The organism is Sodaliphilus sp., assembly GCF_045598405.1.
GTDB classification, from domain to species: Bacteria; Bacteroidota; Bacteroidia; order Bacteroidales; family Muribaculaceae; genus Sodaliphilus; species Sodaliphilus limicaballi.
In genome coordinates this window covers 78,128-99,255 of record NZ_JAZLLZ010000061.1, presented here as the reverse complement: position 1 = coordinate 99,255, position 21,128 = coordinate 78,128, and the positions used below count along the sequence as shown (strand labels likewise).

The following is a 21,128-nucleotide window of genomic DNA, read 5'->3' as shown; positions in this document are numbered from 1 at the left end:
TATGATTTCTACTACAAAGGTACGATTTTTTAAATTATCAAACTAAATACCTAATTATTAACAAGTTAATTTATAGAACATTCCAAAAAATTATTGCAAAAGCAATTGCAAACCATATAAAAGTTGCAACAATTGCCAAACCTAATACCATATAACCAAGTTGACGATGCGTTTTTTTATATCTATATGCTGTTTTGCCATTTTTAAGTGTAATCTTTTCTCTTGCAATTTGCAAACCAGTCCTCATACTTTTCCATGTCCCAAAAATAGCGAATATAAATGCCGGTATTAATGTATTGAGTGCATCTTCTGGGTTGTATTCTGTTTCACTATGTTTGTTTATAGATACATCGGATTCCATCTTTTGCGCAGATGAAACTTCTGCTTCATCTACATTCTGAATGGCACGTACTCGATTATTTAGTTCAGATACAACCTTCTTCCAATCAAGTTTTCCATCAAGAACACCTGCGAGATAAATTTCAGGAATAGGATCTCCTACAGGAATGTTTACGGAAGATTTGCGAAGAACCTTTCCGTTGACAACAGTACCATTAGCGCTACAGTCTGTGAATACGTAGCATTTTTGGCCAGTCATTACTTTCAATTCCACGTCTGCATGATGGCGACTTATCTTGCGTTCAGAATCCTCAACAATTATGTCACATTTCTCACGGCCTATAGAAATCATTACAGCTGCATCGTGAGAACTTGTATGACTGATATGAGTGCCGCTATTCAGAGCCCCCATGAATTCGTAGCAGTTCTGATAACGTTTTATCATATTCTTGTCCGTTGCTCTATCAAGTATGCGTTGGATGGCATCAGAAGCATTCTTGTTGTATTTTGATAATCGTGGAAACTCTGTGTTAAGAATAGCATCTTTTGTTTCAAAGGCGCTACTAAGGGTATTGAATGCATGATGTCCAGTCAACATATAGTAAAGAACGCATCCTAAAGAGTAAATGTCGGTATTGTAGTTGACAGAATATCCATCAGCTTGTTCTGGACTCATATATCCATCAGTACCGATAACAGAGCCTGGGATAGTGCCTCCACCTCCATTTTCCATATCTTTTGCAACGCCAAAATCCAATAGACAGATATTGCCATTGGGACGTATCATAATATTGGAAGGCTTAATGTCTCGATGTATGATGTGTGCATTGTGAACACATTGCAGGGCATCTAATATCTTTATCATCATTTCAACAGCTTCTGGTTCTGGTATTGGACCATTGCGCATTACGTACTGTTCAATATTCAAGCCATCGACCATCTCCATGATTATGTAGTAGTTTTGCGTACTTTCGTCATAGAAAGCAAGATGAAGCTTTACTATTGAAGGATGGTCGCATTTCATAAGAAATTCGACCTCCTTCTCTATTCGGGTACGAATACCCCAGTCAGTAGCAAATTCAGGTAGTATTTCCTTAATGGCAACGATGTTTCCTTGTGCATCGTGACCACAGAAAATCTGACCCATACCTCCTCTTGCCAAAGGATTATCGTCTACGACATAATTTGCTATTCTTCTCATGATTTATTACTCCTTCTCATTTTTTGTTCCCTCTGAAGCTTTCCTCATAATAATGGTTTGAGGATCAACGTCTGTAGATGGTTTCCCATTATTTCCTACTACATCGTTACCGTTGATTTTATTAGCTCCAGGAAGAGGCAATGTGTTATTTTTTTTGTTTGGAGTCTTTTTGGGCGTGATCTTTTCGGGAGTTTCTTCCTTTACAATGATCGTTTCTTTAACTTCTTTATTCTCTTGTTTTGGTGTTACATCTTTTTTCTTTTCCTGTGAAGGGATAACTACCTGTGGCTTAGGTTCTGGCTTTTGATTTGCAAAATACAAATAAACACCCCCACCAATCACAGCTATCATCAACAAACAAATGGCTGCAATTAGAGTTGTATTTCTTTTTTTCCTTCCCTTTGTGTTCACATATGCAGTCGCACCTGAGGTTGACTTATAAACAACACCCATTTCAGCAGTTCCCCTTGGGAACTCAATCAGTTGGACGGTAATATTATCAAGACCACCAGCTGCATTGGCCAAACTAACCAACTGTTGAGCACGCTCGTTTAGAGATACGTTACTGTTTGAAAGGGTTGTTAATATGGCATTGTTATTGATCATTCCACTTAGGCCGTCAGAGCACAGTAAAAAGACACTTCCTGGTTCTGGTGCAATAGGCATCTGACATACTACTGGAGGTGTCATATTTTCAATGCCCAAAGCATTAGTTATCTGGTTCTTGTCTTGATGGTGTTCTGCCGCTTCTTGCGATATTCTGCCTTCATCTACAAGCGTTTGAACATACGACTGATCTTTTGTTATCTGACGTATCATTCCATTGGAAATATAGTATATTCTGCTATCACCAACAGAACCGTAATAAACTTTACCTTCTTTTATGATAACCATAACACAGGTAGATCCCATACCACTAAGACTTTCGTCTTGTGATGCTCGACGGAGAATCGCCTGGTTTGCAGCAATTACAGATCGTGTTATGGCCTCCTCTGGAGAAGGGAATGTATTATCTGATAATATATCCTGTATGACAGTAACTGCCAATTGAGAAGCCACATCACCAGCGTTTTGTCCTCCCATTCCATCACATACCACGACAACCCTACCATTAGGGCTGTCAAAGGTTGTCATGCTGTCTTCATTTACAGAGCGTACTTTTCCAGTATCAGTACAATTTGCTAAAATATAGTTTTCCATGTTTATCCAAGTTTAGGGATTGCAATAAAAATAAACACAGTACCTCCCAATCGGATTATATCATAATTCTGAAGTTCGCCTTCGTCTGTCAGTTCCTTGTTGACGAATGTTCCATTGCTAGACTGCTCATCACGGAACTTAAACTTGTTGTCTACATTACGATACAATATGGACATATGTCTTCCTGACATTTGATTATCCTCTGGTACAGAAATATCACAAGAACGGTCTCGACCGATATAGTTCTTACCTTCATATATGTTGTAAGACTTACCCAGAGGATTTCTGTTATATGTCACAAGGAAGCCTACTAACTTTCTTCCGTTTGCAGAAACACCGCCTTTTGGTGGACGAATAACTGTACCACCACCAACAGGACCATGTGCATGCCCTGCATGGTTTTGTTGTGGCTTTATCATCGTTTCACCAACGGCATCAGCACCTCCAAAGACAGGTGCTCCACCTGCAGGACCTCCTATTGGTTGTCCCTCCATGTATGAAGGTGCAGAAACTCGCGTGCCACCTGTAGAACCACCTATTGGCTCATGATTAAATGGAGGCATACCTCCGATATTACCAGCTTGTGAAACATACTGGGTTTCATTATCCCCTTTTGGACAAAGAGGGCACTCATCACCATATATACTTGAATCATAAATGTGTCCATTAGGACAAACTTTCTTTGGCATAATTTTAATGTTTTAATAGTTCTGTCCTTCAGCAGGAAAGAACTAATGTTAATATTCTATTTACTTGATATACAATTTACGCGAGGAGATCTTCTTCACCGGACATATCTTCAAATGAGTCCTGAGTATCATTCTCTGCATAGTAGTTAGAATCCTCAGTGTCATCGTCTTCTTCGTATGCGAAATCTTCATACGGTTCAGAATCTTCGGTGTCGTTCTCTGCCAGATATTGTTCGTCTACGTTTGCGCTATATGAATCGTCGTAGCCGTCATAGCGATCGTTCTCTGCGAGGTAGTTATCAGAATTTCCGTAGAAATCCATGTCTGCATTTGGATTGTAGTCACGGTTATTTTCTGCGTAGTCTCCATTGTAAGACTCTCCCGTTTTTTCATCCTCAAAGTTGTTGTGAATGATTTCGCGGTCATCGTCGTTGCGTGCTATGTCTTCGTCTCCGTCTCCTACTATTATGTACTGGTTGTTATTGTGAATCTCCTTGGTGTGAGCTGTTTCATGCCCCATGTGAACGTGATCAGAAACATCATACTTAACGACCTCATTATCATCAAACTGACCGTTGTCATTTGCGTCAATTGCAAGATAGTCTGCATGATTATCACCATCAACATCAAAAAGTGCAAAGTTATGTCCCTGTATTGTACCGCTTTCTACCGAACCAACGACATTGCCGTCTCCATCGTAAACAACAGTCTTCTCGTCCCATGTGACCTGAGTCTCATCGGTCTGTTCTGAGTTCTGATCACGAGAAGTCTCCTCCTGTTTTTCAACGTATACTACACGTTCGGTAATTTCGTTATGAACCTCTGGCTGGTAGTCATTACCTACATTGCCACCTTCTACCACTTCCTCTGCTGTCAATGGACTGTCATCTATTACGTCAGGGGTGTCATGTCCCGTTGCGGCATAGGCAGCACCTCCAGAAACTGCAGCGCCTCCTACAAATAATGCTGCACCAGCAGCTACACGCTTAGCATTGTTGCTCTTCTGAACTGCCATGTTCTCATAATCGTCAACATTCATGACTGAGTTTGTTTCATTGTTATTCATAACCATTGTATTTAAAAGGGTTTATAATTATTTTGTTAATTTCAAGTCTCTTTATAGGTATAGACTCCTGAGAAATATGTTTCTTACAGTTGCATCAATTTATTTTGTGATTTTGATGATATATGTCTCTGTACCTGTTGAAGTAACTAAAGCGTAATATCCTGGTGATAGGTAGTTGAACGAAATTGAACTTACTCCATCTACCAAATCCGTGGATGACGGTCTTATGGAATTACTGTCTTTAATTTCTGGAGTATAACCATGCGTAGTACCTCCACTCTCCATACTCAATGATTCTAAAGCCACCAAATACCAATCGTTCTGAAGTTTTGCACCCTGCGATTTGAATGTTATGACAATGCCCTCTGGGAAAGGGAACACCTTTTTGTCAACGAACAAGGTTTTGGTTCCTTCATTCTTGGTTTTTGCCTTGCCAATAAGAAACTCATTAACATAGACTCTACCTACCTTATAAATATCCCCTTTTTTCTTGTTGTATTTAGTTCGGTATTCTATGATGTTATTACTTTGAATTTTTTCAGTATTTCCATTAGGAAGGAGTAGTGTTACATACTTATCTTTAGATTTCTTGCCATAATGTTGAGACAATATAATACCTTCCTTATAAATGTCATTGTTAAGAACAAGTGTATTAGTATAATCTGCAATTTCGTTTACCTTAAAAGAACCTTGATGAGAAACTCTTCTGGTTTCTACAACATCTTCCAGAGGTATGATATGGGTACCATTTGTAGTTCTTATCGATAGCTGTTTCCCTATTATTTGTGAAACAATAGTTCCTTGATAGGTCTTACCCTTAGACGTGGTAACCTCGTCGTCAATGTACAGATTGTCATTAGAAGTAGGTAAAGACCGAATTATCTCGGTTAAATCATTCCAAAGGAACTTATAGGTGGAAGTTTCCACGCTAAAATACTTATTGAAACCTTCTTTTGGAGATTCAAGTTTTACAACATTAAAGAATGTGTAGTTTTTTGTCTTTATATCATAGGTCATCATGAACCTTCCGTTTGCATTCCCCATTAATGCCTTCTTTTCAAGCGACCAACGCTTCCAATCACGTGATAGATTCTCATACTTCACCTTTTTGGAAGTTGAAGAATGAAGTTGGTTGTCTTCAATTATAAACATTGCAGAATCTGCTACAATTGTAATGTCAACTCCAGGACGTTGTACAATTATATTGCCATAGATAGTGGAACCATCCTTTAATTTGAGAACGGTATTCTGTTCTGCATTTGCTGTCAATACAACAGCAAGCGAAGCTATTAAATAGAAAAGAGTACGTAATGTTTTCATTGTGATTTACTTTATTTGAACTATGATTAACGACTCGACTGACAGTTATTTTCTTACTCCTGTTGGAATAAATTTCGCGACTCGTTGAATTTTCTAAAGGCAGAACTAGCCAGTCAACGGTCTGAGCAAAAGCATCTGCCAAGGCAAAAGTTAATGACAATATTATAATTATTCTTCCCGTGTGTATATATTTTTAATTGATAACGGGCATTTCACCATTATTGGTGTTTTTATCAGAGTCCTTTTTTTGTTTCATTTTCATTAGGTCTCTTGCAGCTGCTTTTTTGTATGTCCCCTTCTTCTGGTTGCTATTCTTTGATTTAACAGCGTTACTTTTTTGCTTTGGTGAATCAGAAGTCTTGATATTGGTTTCAGTAGGTGCGACTCTGTTTGTGGAGTCTTTATTCCAAGTGTCAGTATTTACATTTGTACTTGGTTTAGGTATCTCTGTCAATGGTGATTCTGACTTCTTATAAGATTCATACACATACCAAGATGTGCCACCTATTGTTATGGCAGCCAAAACAATACACAGAATGATACAGCTCCTTCGGATAGACTTGTATGGGTCTTCTACCAAATTCCAATCAAAAATCCATGCGCCACCCAGTTGGATCTTATCTTTTCTGGTTACAGGAATAGAAGTACCCTTTAACATTTTTGTTCCATTGATCAAAGTTCCATTACTGCTGGTATCACTCAATGTCATTTTTCCAAAGAAATCAAAGGTGATTACTGCGTGATGACGACTTACGTTGTCATGTTCATCTGGAATTATTATGTCGCTATCATTGGCTCTTCCTATTATTATTTTTTTCATATTCTAAGGTGTTTTTGATAAAGCGATTTTAATTTTTCTTTCCATTTTTTCGTTTGAAAATCTTACAGTGTGAAGATATTCGCTCAAGAGTGTTGTGGAATATACCATACTGAAAATCGGAATTTTCCTTCATGTCAGCCATAATAATGGTCAAATTATCATGCTCACATCCTCGTTCTATACCTTTATTGTTTACAACCTTTGTAATATTATTTACAACTTCTTGGGTGGTCCCCTTTGATACGAATAGTTTTAGCATGTCAGGTTCTGCATCAGTATTCCATATTCCATCACAGCACAAGATGAATCTGTCACCTTTGTTATAGGGGATAGTATTAACTTCAACATCTACGGTAGGTCTAATTCCCAATGCTCTTGTTATGATATTGGAGAAACTTGATTGGCGTGCTTGTTCTTCTGTCATCATTCCCTGTTGTACCATTTCAAACACCTTAGAATGATCAAAAGTACGGAATACCTTCTTGCCTTTGCGAATAAGGTAGATTCTACTATCACCGACATGTGCGACATAAGCTGCTTTTTTTGTTATGACAACAACAGTTGCTGTTGTTCCCATACCACGTAATTGTGGCACTTCTACAGCATGTTTGTAGATTGCTTCATTTGCACACACTACAGATTCCTTGACATCTTCAATGCAAATTTTGTCCGCTGGAATAACTGATAAGAACTTTATTATCTCACGTACTGCAATGTTTGAGGCTGTTTGTCCACCTGCCATACCTCCCATACCATCACACACAGTAAGAATAACTATGTCTATATTCCCAACTCCACCATAAGTATCTTGGTTCTCTTTTCTGCCGCCCACTCCTGACTGTCCGCAAGCACAGCATAGATCATTGTCAACGATTAATTGTAATTCATCAACAACTGGTTTTTGTATGTTTAAATTTACATCCATGTCTATGAGTGATTAATACTTTCTTAAAAGTGCTTAAATTTTATTGTAGGCTTCATTCTCTGCTCTTGTTATGGTATCGGCAGGTAATCCACTGAACATAAACTTAATCGCAACATCTCGTGTCTCGCTTGTATGAATATTAACCCTACGTCCTCGATATACTTTTCCCATATCACCCTCACCGAGTGGCGTAGATTTTGTATCGAACTCAAAGTAGATGCCATGTTGCTTTTCTTGTTCTCCTTGTAGTCTTATTATTGCCATTGTATCTAATTTTGTCGTTAGTATATTACAGTGCGTGAAGAATCGTTGTTTCTTGAAGAAGGGCTATAGAAGTCAGCTTCCGGATTGTCTTGGGCATTACTTGACGTTGTAAATGCTGTAGAAGAATGACCTTCCATTGAATCCTCGAACTCAGCATCTTCATATAAATCATATTTTTCGGTTTCAAATAACTTAATGAGGAATCTATAGTGTTGCCCTATTGTAATTACATCATTTTCATGCATTTGCAAAGTATCATATCTTGCATCTGCATCATTAACGATAGTGCCGTACATTGAATTGAAATCTATAATTGTTGCTTCTATCCCATTTTCGTTTTTACGCGTATGTATGATAGCATGTTCTGCCGAAACCGTATTCTCAGAAAGTACAATGTCACAATTTTCATTTTTTCCAATGATATTTTTTCCCAAATATATCGGAATGATCTCACCAAGCAATCCTTTAGAGATAGAAAACAAGACACCAACAATTACACGTTCTTTTATTTTCAAAGTTCGGCACTTCTCTGAAATGGTATGCTTTTGTGAATTGCTAACAGGGGTAGAAGGAATTGACTCTGCTTGTTGGTTGATAAGTTCACCACTACCTATAAACGTATGATTATCATTGGCGGAAGTGCGACTATACAGGCTCTCATAGAATGAGTCAGCAGCACCCTCTTTATTGAGATTGTCAAAGTCAACGCCTGGTACTATGGTCTTGTTTTGTGACATATTTATTTTGAGAATAATGAAAGTTTTATATAAGACGGAAAACCATAATGGTATCACCCATCCTTACTTGATCTCCATTTTTTAGGTTGTAAGCTTTGCCTTTGGCTATTGGACAGTTGTTCACAAAAACAGGATTGTCATTTTTAACAGAAGTTATTTGGTAAACCATTTGTCCATTAATTTTTGTAGTACGCATTCCTGCGTGTATTCTACTCATTGACATGTCGGGCGTGAGTTTTACTTTTGCATTACTATCACTACTATTTCTGCCAATCTCAAAGTTGCCAAAAGGTAGTTGAATTGTGCCGTACTGTCGTCCTTGAAATGAGACAAGAAACATTCCTTTTTTTTGTGGTTGCAAAGCGGGAATAACAGAAGTTTTGCCTGCATTTGCCAATTCGCTCACAACCTTAGTGTGTCCATTATCAGCAAGCGAAGAAACTACTTTTGTTTTATTTGAAGTATCATCGCCAAGAGGAATCTCTATGTGTCCGTCTTGTGTGTTGTTTATGTTCGGTTCTGCAGAGTTTTTCTCATTTAATATCGTGCTGAAAGGAGCACTAAATGAACACTTAGGACAGCGAAATGTAACAGGTGGACGTCTTTCTAAATTAAAGCGACGACCACAACCTGGGCATGTGATTATCATATCTTTAATCTTATTTTACATATACAACAACCATACTATCATCAAAACGTCCCCACAACTGCGGATGTTGCTGACCATTTGTGTCACTAATAACGTGGGGATTTACATAATTGAAGAGTTCACGGGCAGTAACTTTTCTATCCTTATTGGTATCTGCTGCTCCGCGGAATCCCTCTAATATGCGATTCATGAAGAAAGAATTTGTCATATCGCTTCTTTCCCATGATACTTCATTTGGACGACTCGAAGTATAAAGCATAACACTCGTATTCTGCGTGTTACGTTTCTTTTGGTTGTTAGTGTTTTTTAAGGTCAAACCACCAGAATAGCACGCCATTGCAAGAATTATTTTTCTACGTGCTTTTGCGGATTTCATAATATTTTGTATCTCATCATAAGTTATGATTGAATTCATGTCTTTGGTCTCATAGCAGGTTAATCCTCCCTGTATTCCATGACCGCTAAAAACAAATATTATCTCGTCATTGGCTGTAGATTTTGCAAATTCTCGCTTTAATACTTTTAATATATGTTCGCGTGTAGCATTTTCATTTAATAGCATAAATACGGAACTGCCATTATAACTATGAAAAAAACGAGACACAGAACGAGCATCTCCGACAGAACAGGGGAGAGGTGGAGCAACCTGAGGATATTTATACTCACCCAGCCCTACAGAAACTACATAAGTTTTCTGGGCATTAACACTGATAATACTGCTACATAGCAACAACAATACTAGCGTCGCTTTACAAAATAGATTTAAATTCTTCATATAATCCTTTTATTTTGCTGTTTATAAGATTATAGACTCCTATTTTTCAGTAAACTTACACTTACAACTCTTATTTGGACAGTGTCCTTCTGCAAGAATATTGCTATAAATGTGATTTCCAAAATGATAACCACATTTAGGACAGCAGTAGTTTTTCTTGAAATAGCGTTCGTTTTGGTCTTTACGCTCAATAAGGTTTTTGTTTTTCATTCCGACTATTACCCAGGCTAAACCTATGGCAATAATTGAACCGACAGCCTGGATAATACCTCTCGTCATTTTATCCATGGAGTTATCAGGTATTGTTAAAACTATGACGTTAACTAAAACTGTTGATACTGTCATAGCTGCAAGCCTTAACATCATAATGCTTGAAGTCTGTGCTTCCAAATCCATTCTGTTGGTGTTGTATATTTCGTAAACATTACGCAATTTACTTATATCAACAGAATCTTTACCAGTGTCATCACCTCCAGAGTGACTCAACAAATCCTTGATTTTGAAGGTATGTACAGCTCCAAGCCTAATAATATTAGAGAAACCGACTTTTACCTCGCCATTTATTCGTTTGAAAGTTCCATCATTAGCCTTGACATAAGTGCCATTGACAGAGCCGACATCACGTAGTGTCATAATACCAGTGCGCTCATCCATGTGAAAGAGCGCATGTTTTCTACTAATGCTTGCTTCTGTAAGTAGAAATGGTTGATTTCCTTCTTTTCCTATAAGTATGTCCATTTTAAATATTCAAATTAGTATTTTTATTCAAATACGGACATAAATAAAGCGTGGAATCGTACTGCTGTCCATTCCACGTACTGAGGCTCTTGCATTGCCTATTTAAGTTGAACAGACAACGTCAGAAGCCACGCCGTATGAGGTTTCACCCAGCACATGTAACTTATATATACGAAATATGTTGTACCCATTTGGGTACAATTATCCCATAGTAAGAACATGGCGGTTGTGAAAAATCACACCCGGGACATCTACCGTTGCATTGTCCAAGACTTAAATGTATGGTAATTTGCAAGATTCCAGTACGTCTTGAAACAGTGCGCTTGTAAACGCCTTAATATGTCTCGAAGTCTCGTTACCCACCCATCCGTCGCAATCATTGTATTACCAACAAAATACGACACGGCGTGTCTTCATCGAAGTCTGTGTGTCAACTGCAGCGAACACGTTCGCCTCTGCTGTTTTAAACGACGATTACGAGAAATCAGTGCAAATTTAGCAAAAATATCTAAAAAACGATAAGAAATATAAGAAAAAGTTATGATATTCTGCGATTTTTAACTAAATTAAGCACCGTCGGTAACTACTCTGCCTTTTTCCTGACTTCGTCAATGCGCCACCCAAATTAAGATTTGGTGCTTGGCTGGTCGAAAAGTGGCTTGATTGCTTGGTGCTTCTCGGTCAAGAAGAGGGTTTTTGTGAAGAAAGCCCCATTTTCGGGCATCTTTACTCTGATTGTGGTGATGGTCTTTGCTGCGTCAAGTACTTTGTCAACACTCATCCCTATCTTGTTGACGGCAATTAGCCTCTCCAACTCCTTATATACTTTATATGCGACGAAACAGATGCAGATGTGCGCTTCTATCCTTCGCTCCGTGAAGTGAAACATCGGTCGCATATCCAATGTTCCTTTTGAGATACGGAAGGCTCGTTCCACTGTCCACAAGCCGTGGTATTGTTCAATTACAAGGTTGGGATTAAGATCGGTATTGGTGATGTAGCCTTTGAGTCCATCCCACTTGCAGTCCTCGGCAATTTTGTCTTCGTTGATAACGACCTCTATGTCCTTGCTGATTTCAAGAAATTTGTTGTAGCCTCGCTTGTTGACCTGCTGCTTTGTGATGCGCCCGCTCTTGTAGTCCTTCCTTAAGCGAGCGATACCACGGTCACGGTTGTAGGCATCCTTCTTTGCACGTTTGTCGGAATAGCTGACAATAAGCCGTTCGCCATTTTCTCGTTTATACTCGTTGCAAGCCCCGTCCTTCTTGCCTAATGACAGAATCCATTGCTTGATGCCTGCACTCTCACTCTTGATGCGAGCGCCAAGGATGTACTTGTAACCGGCCTCCTGTAGCAACGTCACATTGTTCTTGTTCATTAAACCAGAGTCTGCCACCACAACGAAGTCATCACCGAGCGTGAACCGCTGCTTGAAGTCTTCAATCATCGGTATCATAGTAAAACCCTCGTACTGGCTGCCGTTGAACAGGGAGTACGAAAGTGGATAGCCTCCTTCTGACACCAGCAAGCCGAGCACAACCTGTGACTCAGCAGTTTTTCCATCCTTTGAAAATCCAGGCTCACGCAACACATCGGTCTGAGCAGTTTCAAAATAGTGTGTCGTGACATCGTAAAACAATCAAGCCAATCTTGCCACCGAACAGTTTTTGGGTGTTGCTCTGTTGTGTAACGCAAAATAAGGTGAACGAACGTGAAAATATTGCCAACGTATACCGATGTTTGAAGAACTGGTGCAACCTGTTGATAGTTGATGTAAAAGGCGTTAATACTAAGGTTTAATTTGTTATGTAGACATTATCGGCTTTAGGAAAAAAGCAGAAAAGCGATGACAACTATTTTAATACTAAATAATCAAAAAACTGAAAAAATGAAAAAAATGTTTTTATTGGCAATTATTGGATTGAATTGCCTTGTAGCCAATGCCCAAGTGTGTGACTTGGAACTTCTCTTACATGTGAGTCCCCAAAAAACAAACAGAGCTTTGTCCTTAATTTTTTGTCAAGGAGAAACAAAACATACGTATTGGATTAAAGAATCGCGTATTCCAGACCCTATACAAATGGGCATAATTGCTAGTGTTTTACGTCCAAACGTGCCAAATCTGCCGATTCTTTCCCTTAATCAGCTACGAAATTAAGGGTGAATAAATAAAAATACTCACAATTGTCTCTAAAAACTTGCATATGTCATATTAAACACGTACCTTTGCATAGGGTTTACAACAAACGGATACCCTATACAAGTAATGGCAATACCAAAAGAGATACTAGCAGTACAGAGACCAAGCAGCACCGTTGTGAAGCAGCGTGGAACACGCTTTGTGGTAATCAAGCGCACAAGCAAGCGAGTGAATGACCGAGTGATTCCCGTAGATCTTGGCACGGTAGGTGAAATCATTGATGGACGATATGTAGAACGAAAGACTGAAGCACCAAAGCAGAAAACAATCGACATAAAGGATTATGGCGAGGTGGCCTTATGCAACAAGCATGGAAAAGACCTGTTGGATGAACTTGCAAAGGTCTGGGACCTAAATGATGCAAAGCGCTTGTACACTATCGCACTGTTGCGAGCAGCCTATGGCGATGTCAAAAACAGAGATCTCATGTTACAGTATGCAACCTCTTTCGCATCCGAAATAATCCCTGGAGTCCATCTCTCAGAAGATGCCGTCTCTGCATTCCTTCAAGAGATAGGACAAGCTTACTCGATGATATGCGAGTTCATGAGGAATAGAGTTGAAGCGTTTGCTGGCAAGGACATTGTCGTTGATGGCATGTTGAAGGATTACAATTCGCAGGAAGGCTATATGTCGGAGTTCTCCAGAAAGGCAAGGACTAAAGGTTCAAAAGACATGAGTTTGCTATATGCCTTCAATCCGGAAACGAAGGAACCGATAGCAGCCAAGCCATATCCCGGGAATATGCTTGACCAAACATCTATAAACAACTTCGTCACTGAATACAAGATAGTTAATGGCATGATGATCTTTGATAAGGGGTTCTATAACGAGGAGCTGTTTGAGAAGATTGATAAGATGGAAGGTCTGTCCTATCTCATTCCTTTGAAGCAGAACTCTGCCTTCATAAAGAACTATGGTATGGACAATCCTACTGAACACTTGAAGGGATACACGGACGCTACCATATTATACAAGAAGGTGAGAATGTCCAACGGCAAGTACCTGTACGCATTCCGCAACCCGAAGATGGCATACGAACAGGAAGTCGCTTACGTGCAGCAGGCACAGAAAAAGGAAACCTTTGACAGCGAGAAATACATCGAAAAGAAATCACTTTTTGGACTGATTGTATTCAAATCGAAGAAGAACCTTGACCCACTGACCGTTTATCTGGCATACTCCCAAAGATGGCAGATTGAGACGATGTTCAATCTCTACAAGAATATCATCGACCGCGATACGGTCAACGTACACACCGACTACAGAGTCTATGCCACTGAGCTCATCAACTTCCTTTCCGTCATCATCACAACGAGAGTGAAGAATGAAATCGTAAAGAAGGAACTCAACAAGAAATACTCCTACAAACAGATCTTCAGGATGCTCTCAAAATACAAGAAGGTGAGAACGGATAAAGATGGTCCGTGGGTAGATGTTACCAAGCTCAAGTACATTGAGGAACTAACCATGACCCTTGATGTATAGGGTTTAAAATACGCGATTCTTTATTGGATGGGTAATGCTGTAGATGTATTTACGTTTGACGATAACGGAAATCTCCAATCACACAACTTAAAAGATTACACCGACATAGTTAGAGACGGTAATGGCATTCTTAAAGAAGCAGTGCTTGATGGAGATAGATATACGTTTGATATAACCCCAACCGAGATTGTTGTATGTCAATATAAAAAGCACAATAACGGGTTCTATAAAATGGACGAATATTTCCTTGACAAAAAGGGGCTTGTTAAAAAAGCAATAACCACATATGCAGATGGCGATACTGTTACCAAGACATATAATTATGAGGAAATGGAAGATAAAACATGGTACATTAGGAAAGTAAAAAGAACTAGTAAATATAGTACTCATAAGTATTATGAATGTCTTAAGTTATATCGCTAACTACAAATAAAAGGTTGTTTTTCATATACAGAAACACTTATATTTTCTTTGTAACAAAGGTTTATTACTATTATCGACGCCACCTCGTTTTGGGGTGGTTTTTTTATTGTCAATGGGGTGTGGAGTTGTGGGAGTGGAAGATTTTTATTAAATTTGCATGTGAATCAACTCTAACATTGCTTATATTAACCTAATTGCTTATAAGCCTTAACATTATTGATGATGAAAAAGTTCAAAATCTATCTTGTGGCTCAAATTGCCATTGCTCTTGTGCTTGGTTTTATCGTGGGTATGGGCCGCACCACCATGAGTGTCACCTGCGACGCTTCGTGTGCCGTGGTGATGGAACACCTGGAGCGCAGCAACAAGAACCTGTAAAATAAGTCGAAGGACTCGCCGAGCACCATTCTACCTCTGATTTTGCCGATTGAATTGATTTCTCATTTGGCCAGATAGTTGGCCAATTGCCCCATCCGCTTATCTTGGTGCACATTCCGTTTGGCAAGATCGTCACTCAAGACGGTGAGTTTTCAGGTATAACCTCACCCGTTGTCGACGCGTCACCCGCTCGCATCAACAACCTACATGGAATACAGGCCGATGACAACTTCAAGGGCATTGTGATCATCAAGGGCAAGAAGGAAGTGAAGAAATAGATTGCATCCGGTAGTTGAAAGAGTAGAGAGTGTGGCTTATTGCTCCCAAGCAGCTCGGATGTTTATTCGGATATTTTGCCATTTGGCAATATTTGTGTAAATTTGCAAACCGAAAAAAATAAAAAGAGAATATGGATTATTTATTGCTTATAGCGGGACTTGGGTTGCTGCTTGTGTCGGCCGATTTGCTGGTTGACTCTAGCGTTGCTATTGCTCAACGTGCCCGTATATCAAACTTTATAATAGGTCTCACGATTATTGGCATCGGGACTTCGGCGCCAGAATTGTTTGTGTCGGTGAGTTCAGCTTTGCAAGGCGTGGGTGATGTTGCCGTGGGAAACGTTGTTGGCTCTAACATCTGCAATACGTTCCTCATTCTGGGTGTAGCGGCTGCAATCTCGCCATTCATGATTGAACGTGAGAATCGTCGCCGTGACATTCCTGTGGGCATTGCTGTGGCATTGCTGTTCATGTTGCTGGCTAATGATGCGCTGATTCCGGGCATTGAGGAAAACACTATCTCGCGTCTCGACGGCATCTTTCTGCTCATCATGTTCCTTGTGTATATGTGCTACGTGGTAGTGCTCAAGGGGAAGAATCCGCAGCAGGCTGTAGCCGATGCCGATGAGGAAACCAAGAGCAAGTTCAGCGGCAAGCATCCTGTGCTGCTGTGGACCATCGCGCTGGCGTCGCTTGCGGGGCTGATCTTTGGTGGCAACCTGTTTCTTGATTCAGCCCAGAATCTGGCCAGGGAGTGGGGCATGAGCGAGGCTGTGATCTCGATCACGATAGTTGCAGTGGGCACATCGCTGCCCGAGCTCATCACTGTGGTGGTGGCATCGCTCAAGAAAAATTCGGAGTTGGCACTGGGCAATGTGCTGGGATCTAATATCTTCAATATGCTCATGATCACAGGTGTGGCATCGACAATCAGCCCCATCACGGTGAAAGGCGTGAGCATAGTGGACTTTGCAGTGGCGTTGCTGGGTGCAGTGCTCACATTTGTGGTGATTTTCACTTTTGGGAAGCGCAAGTTTGACCGCATTGAAGGTATTATCTTCATTGCTATCTACATCGCTTATACGACTTATCTATTAACGAAATAAAATTAAATTCAATATATGGCAACAGTTGACGACAAAAAAATCATCTTCTCGATGGTGGGCGTGAGCAAGATCATCGAGCAAAACCAGAAACAAGTACTCAAGAACATCTACCTCTCGTTTTTCTATGGGGCCAAGATCGGAATCATCGGTCTGAACGGTTCGGGTAAATCGACCTTGATGAAAATCATTGCCGGCCTTGAGACCAAGTATCAGGGCGAGGTTGTGTTTGCCCCCGGTTACTCGGTGGGTTATCTGCCCCAGGACCCTCAGCTTGATCCCACAAAGACCGTGAAGGAAATCGTGAGCGAGGGAGTGCAGCACATTGTTGACGCTCTCAAGGAGTATGAGGAGATCAATCAGAAGTTCGGTTTGCCCGAGTACTATGAGGACGCCGACAAGATGAACGAACTCTTTGCTCGCCAGGGAGAACTGCAGGACATCATCGATGCTACCGATGCATGGAACCTCGACACCCGTCTGGAACGTGCTATGGACGCGCTACGTTGCCCCGAGGGCGATCAGCTGGCCGAGCACCTGAGTGGTGGTGAGCGCCGTCGTGTGGCCCTGTGCCGTCTGTTGTTGCAGAAACCCGACGTGCTGCTGCTCGATGAGCCTACCAACCACCTTGACGCTGAATCAATTGACTGGCTTGAGCAACACCTGCAGCAGTATGAGGGCACAGTAATCGCTGTGACCCACGACCGTTATTTCCTCGACCATGTGGCTGGCTGGATTCTCGAACTTGACCGCGGCGAGGGTATTCCATGGAAGGGTAACTACAGCAGCTGGCTGGAACAAAAGACAGCCCGCATGGCCCAAGAGGAGAAGACCGAGAGCAAGCGTCAGAAGACCCTGCAGCGCGAGCTTGAGTGGATACGCATGGCACCTAAAGCCCGCCAGGCAAAAGGAAAGGCCCGTCTCAACAGTTATGACAAGCTGCTCAATGAGGACGTGAAGGTGAAGGAGGAGAAACTCGAAATCTTCATCCCCAACGGTCCGCGTTTGGGCAACAAGGTTATCGAGGCCAACCATGTGGCAAAGGCATTCGGCAAGAAACTGCTCTACGATGACCTCAACTTCATGCTTCCGCCCAACGGCATCGTGGGCGTGATAGGTCCCAACGGAGCTGGCAAGACCACACTGTTCCGCCTCATCATGGGGCTTGAGCAGCCCGATGCCGGCACATTTGAGGTGGGAGAGACCGTTAAGGCTGTTTACGTTGACCAGCAGCACACGAGCATCGATCCCGAAAAGACTGTATATGAGGTAATCTCGGGCGGTGTGGAACTATTGCGCATGGGAGGCCGTGACGTGAATGCTCGTGCCTACTTGTCACGCTTCAACTTCACTGGCGTGGACCAGCAGAAGAAGTGCGGCGTGCTCTCGGGCGGTGAACGCAACCGCTTGCAGTTGGCTCTTGCTCTCAAAGAGGAGGGCAACGTGCTGCTGCTCGATGAGCCCACCAATGATATCGACGTGAACACCCTTCGTGCGCTAGAGGAAGGTCTTGAGAGTTTCGCAGGCTGTGCTGTGGTCATCAGTCACGACCGCTGGTTCCTGGATCGCATCTGCACTCACATCCTTGCATTTGAGGGCGACAGTAATGTCTTCTTCTTCGAGGGCTCATACTCAGAGTACGAGCAGAACAAAATCAAGCGCCTGGGTAACGAAGAACCCAAGCGTGTGCACTACCGTAGCTTGGAGTGATGACGTCAGACGGTGCCTGAATCAACTGGATGGCACTGCCGCTGGGGTTTCAGCGCAAAAATTAACCCTAGAAGATTCTGGGAGTATCCAGGATTTTCTAGGGTTAATTTTTTTGCGGTAGTGTATTTTTTTAATGCACGATGTTGTAGAACTCGACTGAGGCTTTTATGGCTCCGAGATAGTCAAGAGCCATTTGTACTGTCTCTTTGCGCAACTGGCCATATGCCCTGCGGGTTTCGGTGCCATGAATCTGGTCAATTACCTCAATAAAGTCATCTTCTTTTTGGGCAAGAGGCATGTTAAACTTAATGAATTCAGCAAGGTCGAGATACATGGGGTGCATACTCTTGACGGCTCTCAAAGCACAATTATATCTCACTTCGTAGGGAACCGCTTCGTCCTGGTCATACTTTGAACTGATTAATCTCCACTGCTCTTGGTAATACCGTGTGCTATCACCTATTGCACCGAATTTCCTAGCATAGTTATTGCGATAGACTTTTAATGGTGTTGCTGCATGGTCCCAATAGTCTTTGATGATACGCTGCTGCTCGGGGGTGTAACGATGCATGTTGGCTTTGGTCTTGGCTATCACGCTCTCGTCGATTCCAGCAGCCTTCAGGAAGTCTTGGGTCTCCTTGGCGTTGAGTTGATGCTTGGTGATGAACTCCACGTCGTCAACGGTGAGGCCGCCGGTAGTGTGTGCCATAGCCTGGTTGGCCATCTCGCGTATTTCCTTCTCGCTCATGCCCTCGTGTATCTTGCTCATGTCAATACCGTAACTTGCCACTCTCTTTGATGCTTGGGCCATAGCCCATTTCTTGCGCTGTGCGGGTGTCATGCTGTTGAGCTTTGCCTCGAGGTCGTGCATGTCTTTTGCACCGAGCTGGCGCGCAGCCTTGTTGGCATCGTTGCGAGCATGAAGTTCAACATTACCCATTGTCTTGTTCAGGCTTTCCTCGCATTGCTCTATGCTATTTGCAAGGTTTTTTCTCCACTTATCGACATAGTCGTTTTCTCCTGCAGCATACTGGGCAATTTGCTCAACTGTGGGCATGTCGGATGGACGAAGGCCCAGGATAGCGGCAGGTGTCCACTGGGCACTGGCTGTTGTTGCTGCCGATGCGGCAACGAGCAGTGAAAATATTATCTTTCTCATATTAGTTGTCAATAGGTTAGACTGAAAGAAATTAAAATAATTAAAAATATTATATTAGAAACAACAGATTTCTCTGATTATATAAATCTATAAAATCAATGAAATCTGTTGTTTAATTCTTTTTGCGAGCGTTATTTCTTGATAAACTCTACGCGGCGGTTCTTTGCCTTGCCTTCGGCTGTCTTGTTGTCGGCAACAGGCTCGGAGGCTCCACGTCCTTCGGCCTTGAGGTTGAAGTCGTCAACGCCGAGCTTTGCAAGGGCTGCTACTACCGACTTGGCACGCTTCTCAGAGAGGGTCTGGTTGCTTGTTGCTGACCCTACGTTGTCGGTGTGACCAACAACGAGGAAACGAGCTGTCGCATTTTTCTTCATGTAGTCGGCTACCTTCTGGATTTCGTCCATTGACTCGGGCTTCAGATCGGCCTTGCCAGTCTCGAAGAGGATATTATTGGTAACAAACTTGCCGGTCTCGGCGATAGCCTTGGCAATTGCGCCCTCGCTTGCATCGGTAGCGTTGCGGCCATATAGCTCGCCACCACCACGAGCAATGCGCACATTCTTCATGTAGGCAGGTTGATCGCCACGGTAGAAGAATGTCATCCATCCGGCACCCGCCTTAGCAGCAGGCACATTCATGTAACGGATACCGTCAACATAAACCTTGATGACGCGCTTGTTGAATGAGATTGCATAGTGATGCCAACGCTTGTCGTTGAGTTGCGTTTTCTGGTCTTGGGAACTATCACCTTCCTTGTCTGTATTGCTCTCAGAACTTGCACGCACATAGTCAAGTCTTAATGCATAATTATAACCCCAAGTCAAGGTAAATATCTCATGGTCTCTTGCTTCATCGGGATGCATGAAGTCAATCTCAAAACCACCCTCGGTGTACATGAGGTCAAACTCCACAGTGAACTCATCGCCGAAGTAGTTCTTGGGATTCTTGCTGATGAGGGGCTTAATCCAAGAGTCTTCCTTGGCAAACTCGATAACCTGCTCGCCATTGACGGTAGCAATCTCGGCATTACCGCGCTCAAGGTCCCACTTGCTGGGGAACTCGCCCACTTGCTCACCGCTCACCTTGTCCTCAAAGACAACTATGCTGCCGGGAACGAAGTCGCTCTTTACATTAGACACATCGGCAGTGGCTGGGGCTTGTGATTGTGTCGAAGGAGCACCTGCGGGATTGGCAACGGGATCGTAGTCCTCACTGCTGCCGTTCACAGCACCCTTGGCAGCGTTAGTTGCTCCGTCAACAGCGCCATTAACCGCCTTGTCGATGGCGTTGTCAATCTTTTGCTCGACTTTTTCCTTGACTTTGTTTTTGATTTTATTAAACAGACCTTGGGCCTGGGCTGAGCCAGCGCCGGTGCCAAGAATCATGGCAACTGCGGCAATTGTTGAAAATGTACGTTTCATAACAAAATATGTTTTTAGTTTTAAGTTTTCTATCAACATGCAAATATAACTATAAATCTTGAAATTATAGCAAACTTTGTTCAAGAAAACACGAAATAGTGGGGATAGCGATGTGGAAATGTGTGGAAAGGTGGGTGGTGGGGTGTCGAGGCGTGCCTCGGAGTACTCGATGCCACTGTTGCCGGAATAGGAGAATGTGGAATAAATTAACCCTAGAAAGCTAGACGGGGCTAGGCTTTCTAGGG

At 42.0% G+C, this 21,128-nt stretch carries 22 protein-coding genes; 7 read left to right on the top strand and 15 right to left on the bottom strand.

The window, feature by feature from the left end; all coding sequences use genetic code 11:
* Positions 1–70: 70 nt before the first annotated feature.
* From ACKI3C_RS05350 to ACKI3C_RS05290, 13 genes are all read right to left on the bottom strand, one after another.
* Positions 71–1,540 (bottom strand): protein kinase domain-containing protein, encoded by a 1,470-nt coding sequence (locus ACKI3C_RS05350; protein ID WP_407402804.1) that lies wholly within the window; start codon positions 1,538–1,540, stop codon positions 71–73.
* Positions 1,541–1,546: 6 nt separating this feature from the next.
* Positions 1,547–2,740 carry a Stp1/IreP family PP2C-type Ser/Thr phosphatase gene (locus ACKI3C_RS05345; protein ID WP_407402802.1) on the bottom strand — a complete coding sequence of 398 codons (1,194 nt, stop codon included), beginning with the start codon at positions 2,738–2,740 and terminating at the stop codon, positions 1,547–1,549.
* A 2-nt stretch (positions 2,741–2,742) separates the two neighbouring features.
* Positions 2,743–3,429: an FHA domain-containing protein gene (locus tag ACKI3C_RS05340; protein WP_407402800.1), complete on the bottom strand. Its 687-nt coding sequence runs from the start codon at positions 3,427–3,429 to the stop codon at positions 2,743–2,745.
* A 76-nt stretch (positions 3,430–3,505) separates the two neighbouring features.
* Entirely contained in the window at positions 3,506–4,495 is a 990-nt protein-coding gene (locus ACKI3C_RS05335) for a hypothetical protein (RefSeq protein ID WP_407402798.1), read from the bottom strand.
* Positions 4,496–4,594: 99 nt separating this feature from the next.
* A complete protein-coding gene (locus tag ACKI3C_RS05330; RefSeq protein WP_407402796.1) occupies positions 4,595–5,815 on the bottom strand; it encodes a hypothetical protein in 1,221 nt (406 codons plus the stop codon).
* Positions 5,816–6,008: 193 nt separating this feature from the next.
* Positions 6,009–6,635 carry an FHA domain-containing protein gene (locus tag ACKI3C_RS05325; RefSeq protein WP_407402794.1) on the bottom strand — a complete coding sequence of 209 codons (627 nt, stop codon included), beginning with the start codon at positions 6,633–6,635 and terminating at the stop codon, positions 6,009–6,011.
* Positions 6,636–6,663: 28 nt separating this feature from the next.
* Positions 6,664–7,560, bottom strand: coding sequence for a PP2C family protein-serine/threonine phosphatase (locus tag ACKI3C_RS05320; protein ID WP_407402792.1), 897 nt, complete (start codon positions 7,558–7,560; stop codon positions 6,664–6,666).
* Between the two features lie 33 nt (positions 7,561–7,593).
* Positions 7,594–7,824 carry a hypothetical protein gene (locus ACKI3C_RS05315; RefSeq protein WP_407402790.1) on the bottom strand — a complete coding sequence of 77 codons (231 nt, stop codon included), beginning with the start codon at positions 7,822–7,824 and terminating at the stop codon, positions 7,594–7,596.
* Between the two features lie 17 nt (positions 7,825–7,841).
* Positions 7,842–8,561, bottom strand: a complete 720-nt coding sequence (locus tag ACKI3C_RS05310; RefSeq protein WP_407402788.1) for an FHA domain-containing protein — start codon at positions 8,559–8,561, stop codon at positions 7,842–7,844.
* Between the two features lie 25 nt (positions 8,562–8,586).
* Complete coding sequence (locus ACKI3C_RS05305) at positions 8,587–9,210, bottom strand: FHA domain-containing protein (RefSeq protein WP_407402786.1); 624 nt, start codon at positions 9,208–9,210, stop codon at positions 8,587–8,589.
* A 10-nt stretch (positions 9,211–9,220) separates the two neighbouring features.
* Entirely contained in the window at positions 9,221–9,985 is a 765-nt protein-coding gene (locus ACKI3C_RS05300; RefSeq protein WP_407402784.1) for a caspase domain-containing protein, read from the bottom strand.
* 39 nt (positions 9,986–10,024) lie between these two features.
* A complete protein-coding gene (locus tag ACKI3C_RS05295; RefSeq protein ID WP_407402782.1) occupies positions 10,025–10,723 on the bottom strand; it encodes an FHA domain-containing protein in 699 nt (232 codons plus the stop codon).
* Positions 10,724–11,348: 625 nt separating this feature from the next.
* Positions 11,349–12,362: a transposase gene (locus ACKI3C_RS05290; RefSeq protein ID WP_407402780.1), complete on the bottom strand. Its 1,014-nt coding sequence runs from the start codon at positions 12,360–12,362 to the stop codon at positions 11,349–11,351.
* 207 nt (positions 12,363–12,569) lie between these two features.
* Between ACKI3C_RS05290 and ACKI3C_RS05285 the strand changes: the two genes are divergently transcribed.
* The 7 genes from ACKI3C_RS05285 (at position 12,570) to ettA (ending at position 18,303) form a co-directional block, all read left to right on the top strand.
* Positions 12,570–12,881: a hypothetical protein gene (locus tag ACKI3C_RS05285; protein ID WP_407402778.1), complete on the top strand. Its 312-nt coding sequence runs from the start codon at positions 12,570–12,572 to the stop codon at positions 12,879–12,881.
* A gap of 588 nt (positions 12,882–13,469) precedes the next feature.
* The gene (locus tag ACKI3C_RS05280) at positions 13,470–14,411 is read left to right on the top strand and encodes a transposase (RefSeq protein ID WP_407402776.1); all 942 of its coding nucleotides are present in this window, start codon (positions 13,470–13,472) and stop codon (positions 14,409–14,411) included.
* 27 nt (positions 14,412–14,438) lie between these two features.
* Complete coding sequence (locus ACKI3C_RS05275; RefSeq protein ID WP_407402774.1) at positions 14,439–14,834, top strand: hypothetical protein; 396 nt, start codon at positions 14,439–14,441, stop codon at positions 14,832–14,834.
* A 222-nt stretch (positions 14,835–15,056) separates the two neighbouring features.
* Positions 15,057–15,212: a hypothetical protein gene (locus tag ACKI3C_RS05270; RefSeq protein ID WP_407402772.1), complete on the top strand. Its 156-nt coding sequence runs from the start codon at positions 15,057–15,059 to the stop codon at positions 15,210–15,212.
* 86 nt (positions 15,213–15,298) lie between these two features.
* Positions 15,299–15,490, top strand: coding sequence for a hypothetical protein (locus ACKI3C_RS05265; protein ID WP_407402770.1), 192 nt, complete (start codon positions 15,299–15,301; stop codon positions 15,488–15,490).
* Positions 15,491–15,621: 131 nt separating this feature from the next.
* Positions 15,622–16,596, top strand: a complete 975-nt coding sequence (locus tag ACKI3C_RS05260; protein ID WP_407402768.1) for a calcium/sodium antiporter — start codon at positions 15,622–15,624, stop codon at positions 16,594–16,596.
* 15 nt (positions 16,597–16,611) lie between these two features.
* Positions 16,612–18,303 carry an energy-dependent translational throttle protein EttA gene (gene ettA, locus ACKI3C_RS05255; RefSeq protein WP_407402766.1) on the top strand — a complete coding sequence of 564 codons (1,692 nt, stop codon included), beginning with the start codon at positions 16,612–16,614 and terminating at the stop codon, positions 18,301–18,303.
* A 130-nt stretch (positions 18,304–18,433) separates the two neighbouring features.
* Here ettA and ACKI3C_RS05250 read toward each other — a convergent pair whose 3' ends face one another.
* The gene (locus ACKI3C_RS05250; protein ID WP_407402764.1) at positions 18,434–19,462 is read right to left on the bottom strand and encodes a hypothetical protein; all 1,029 of its coding nucleotides are present in this window, start codon (positions 19,460–19,462) and stop codon (positions 18,434–18,436) included.
* Positions 19,463–19,593: 131 nt separating this feature from the next.
* On the bottom strand, positions 19,594–20,883 hold the full coding sequence (locus ACKI3C_RS05245) for an OmpA family protein (protein ID WP_407402762.1): 1,290 nt from the start codon (positions 20,881–20,883) through the stop codon (positions 19,594–19,596).
* Between the last annotated feature and the right edge of the window lie 245 nt (positions 20,884–21,128).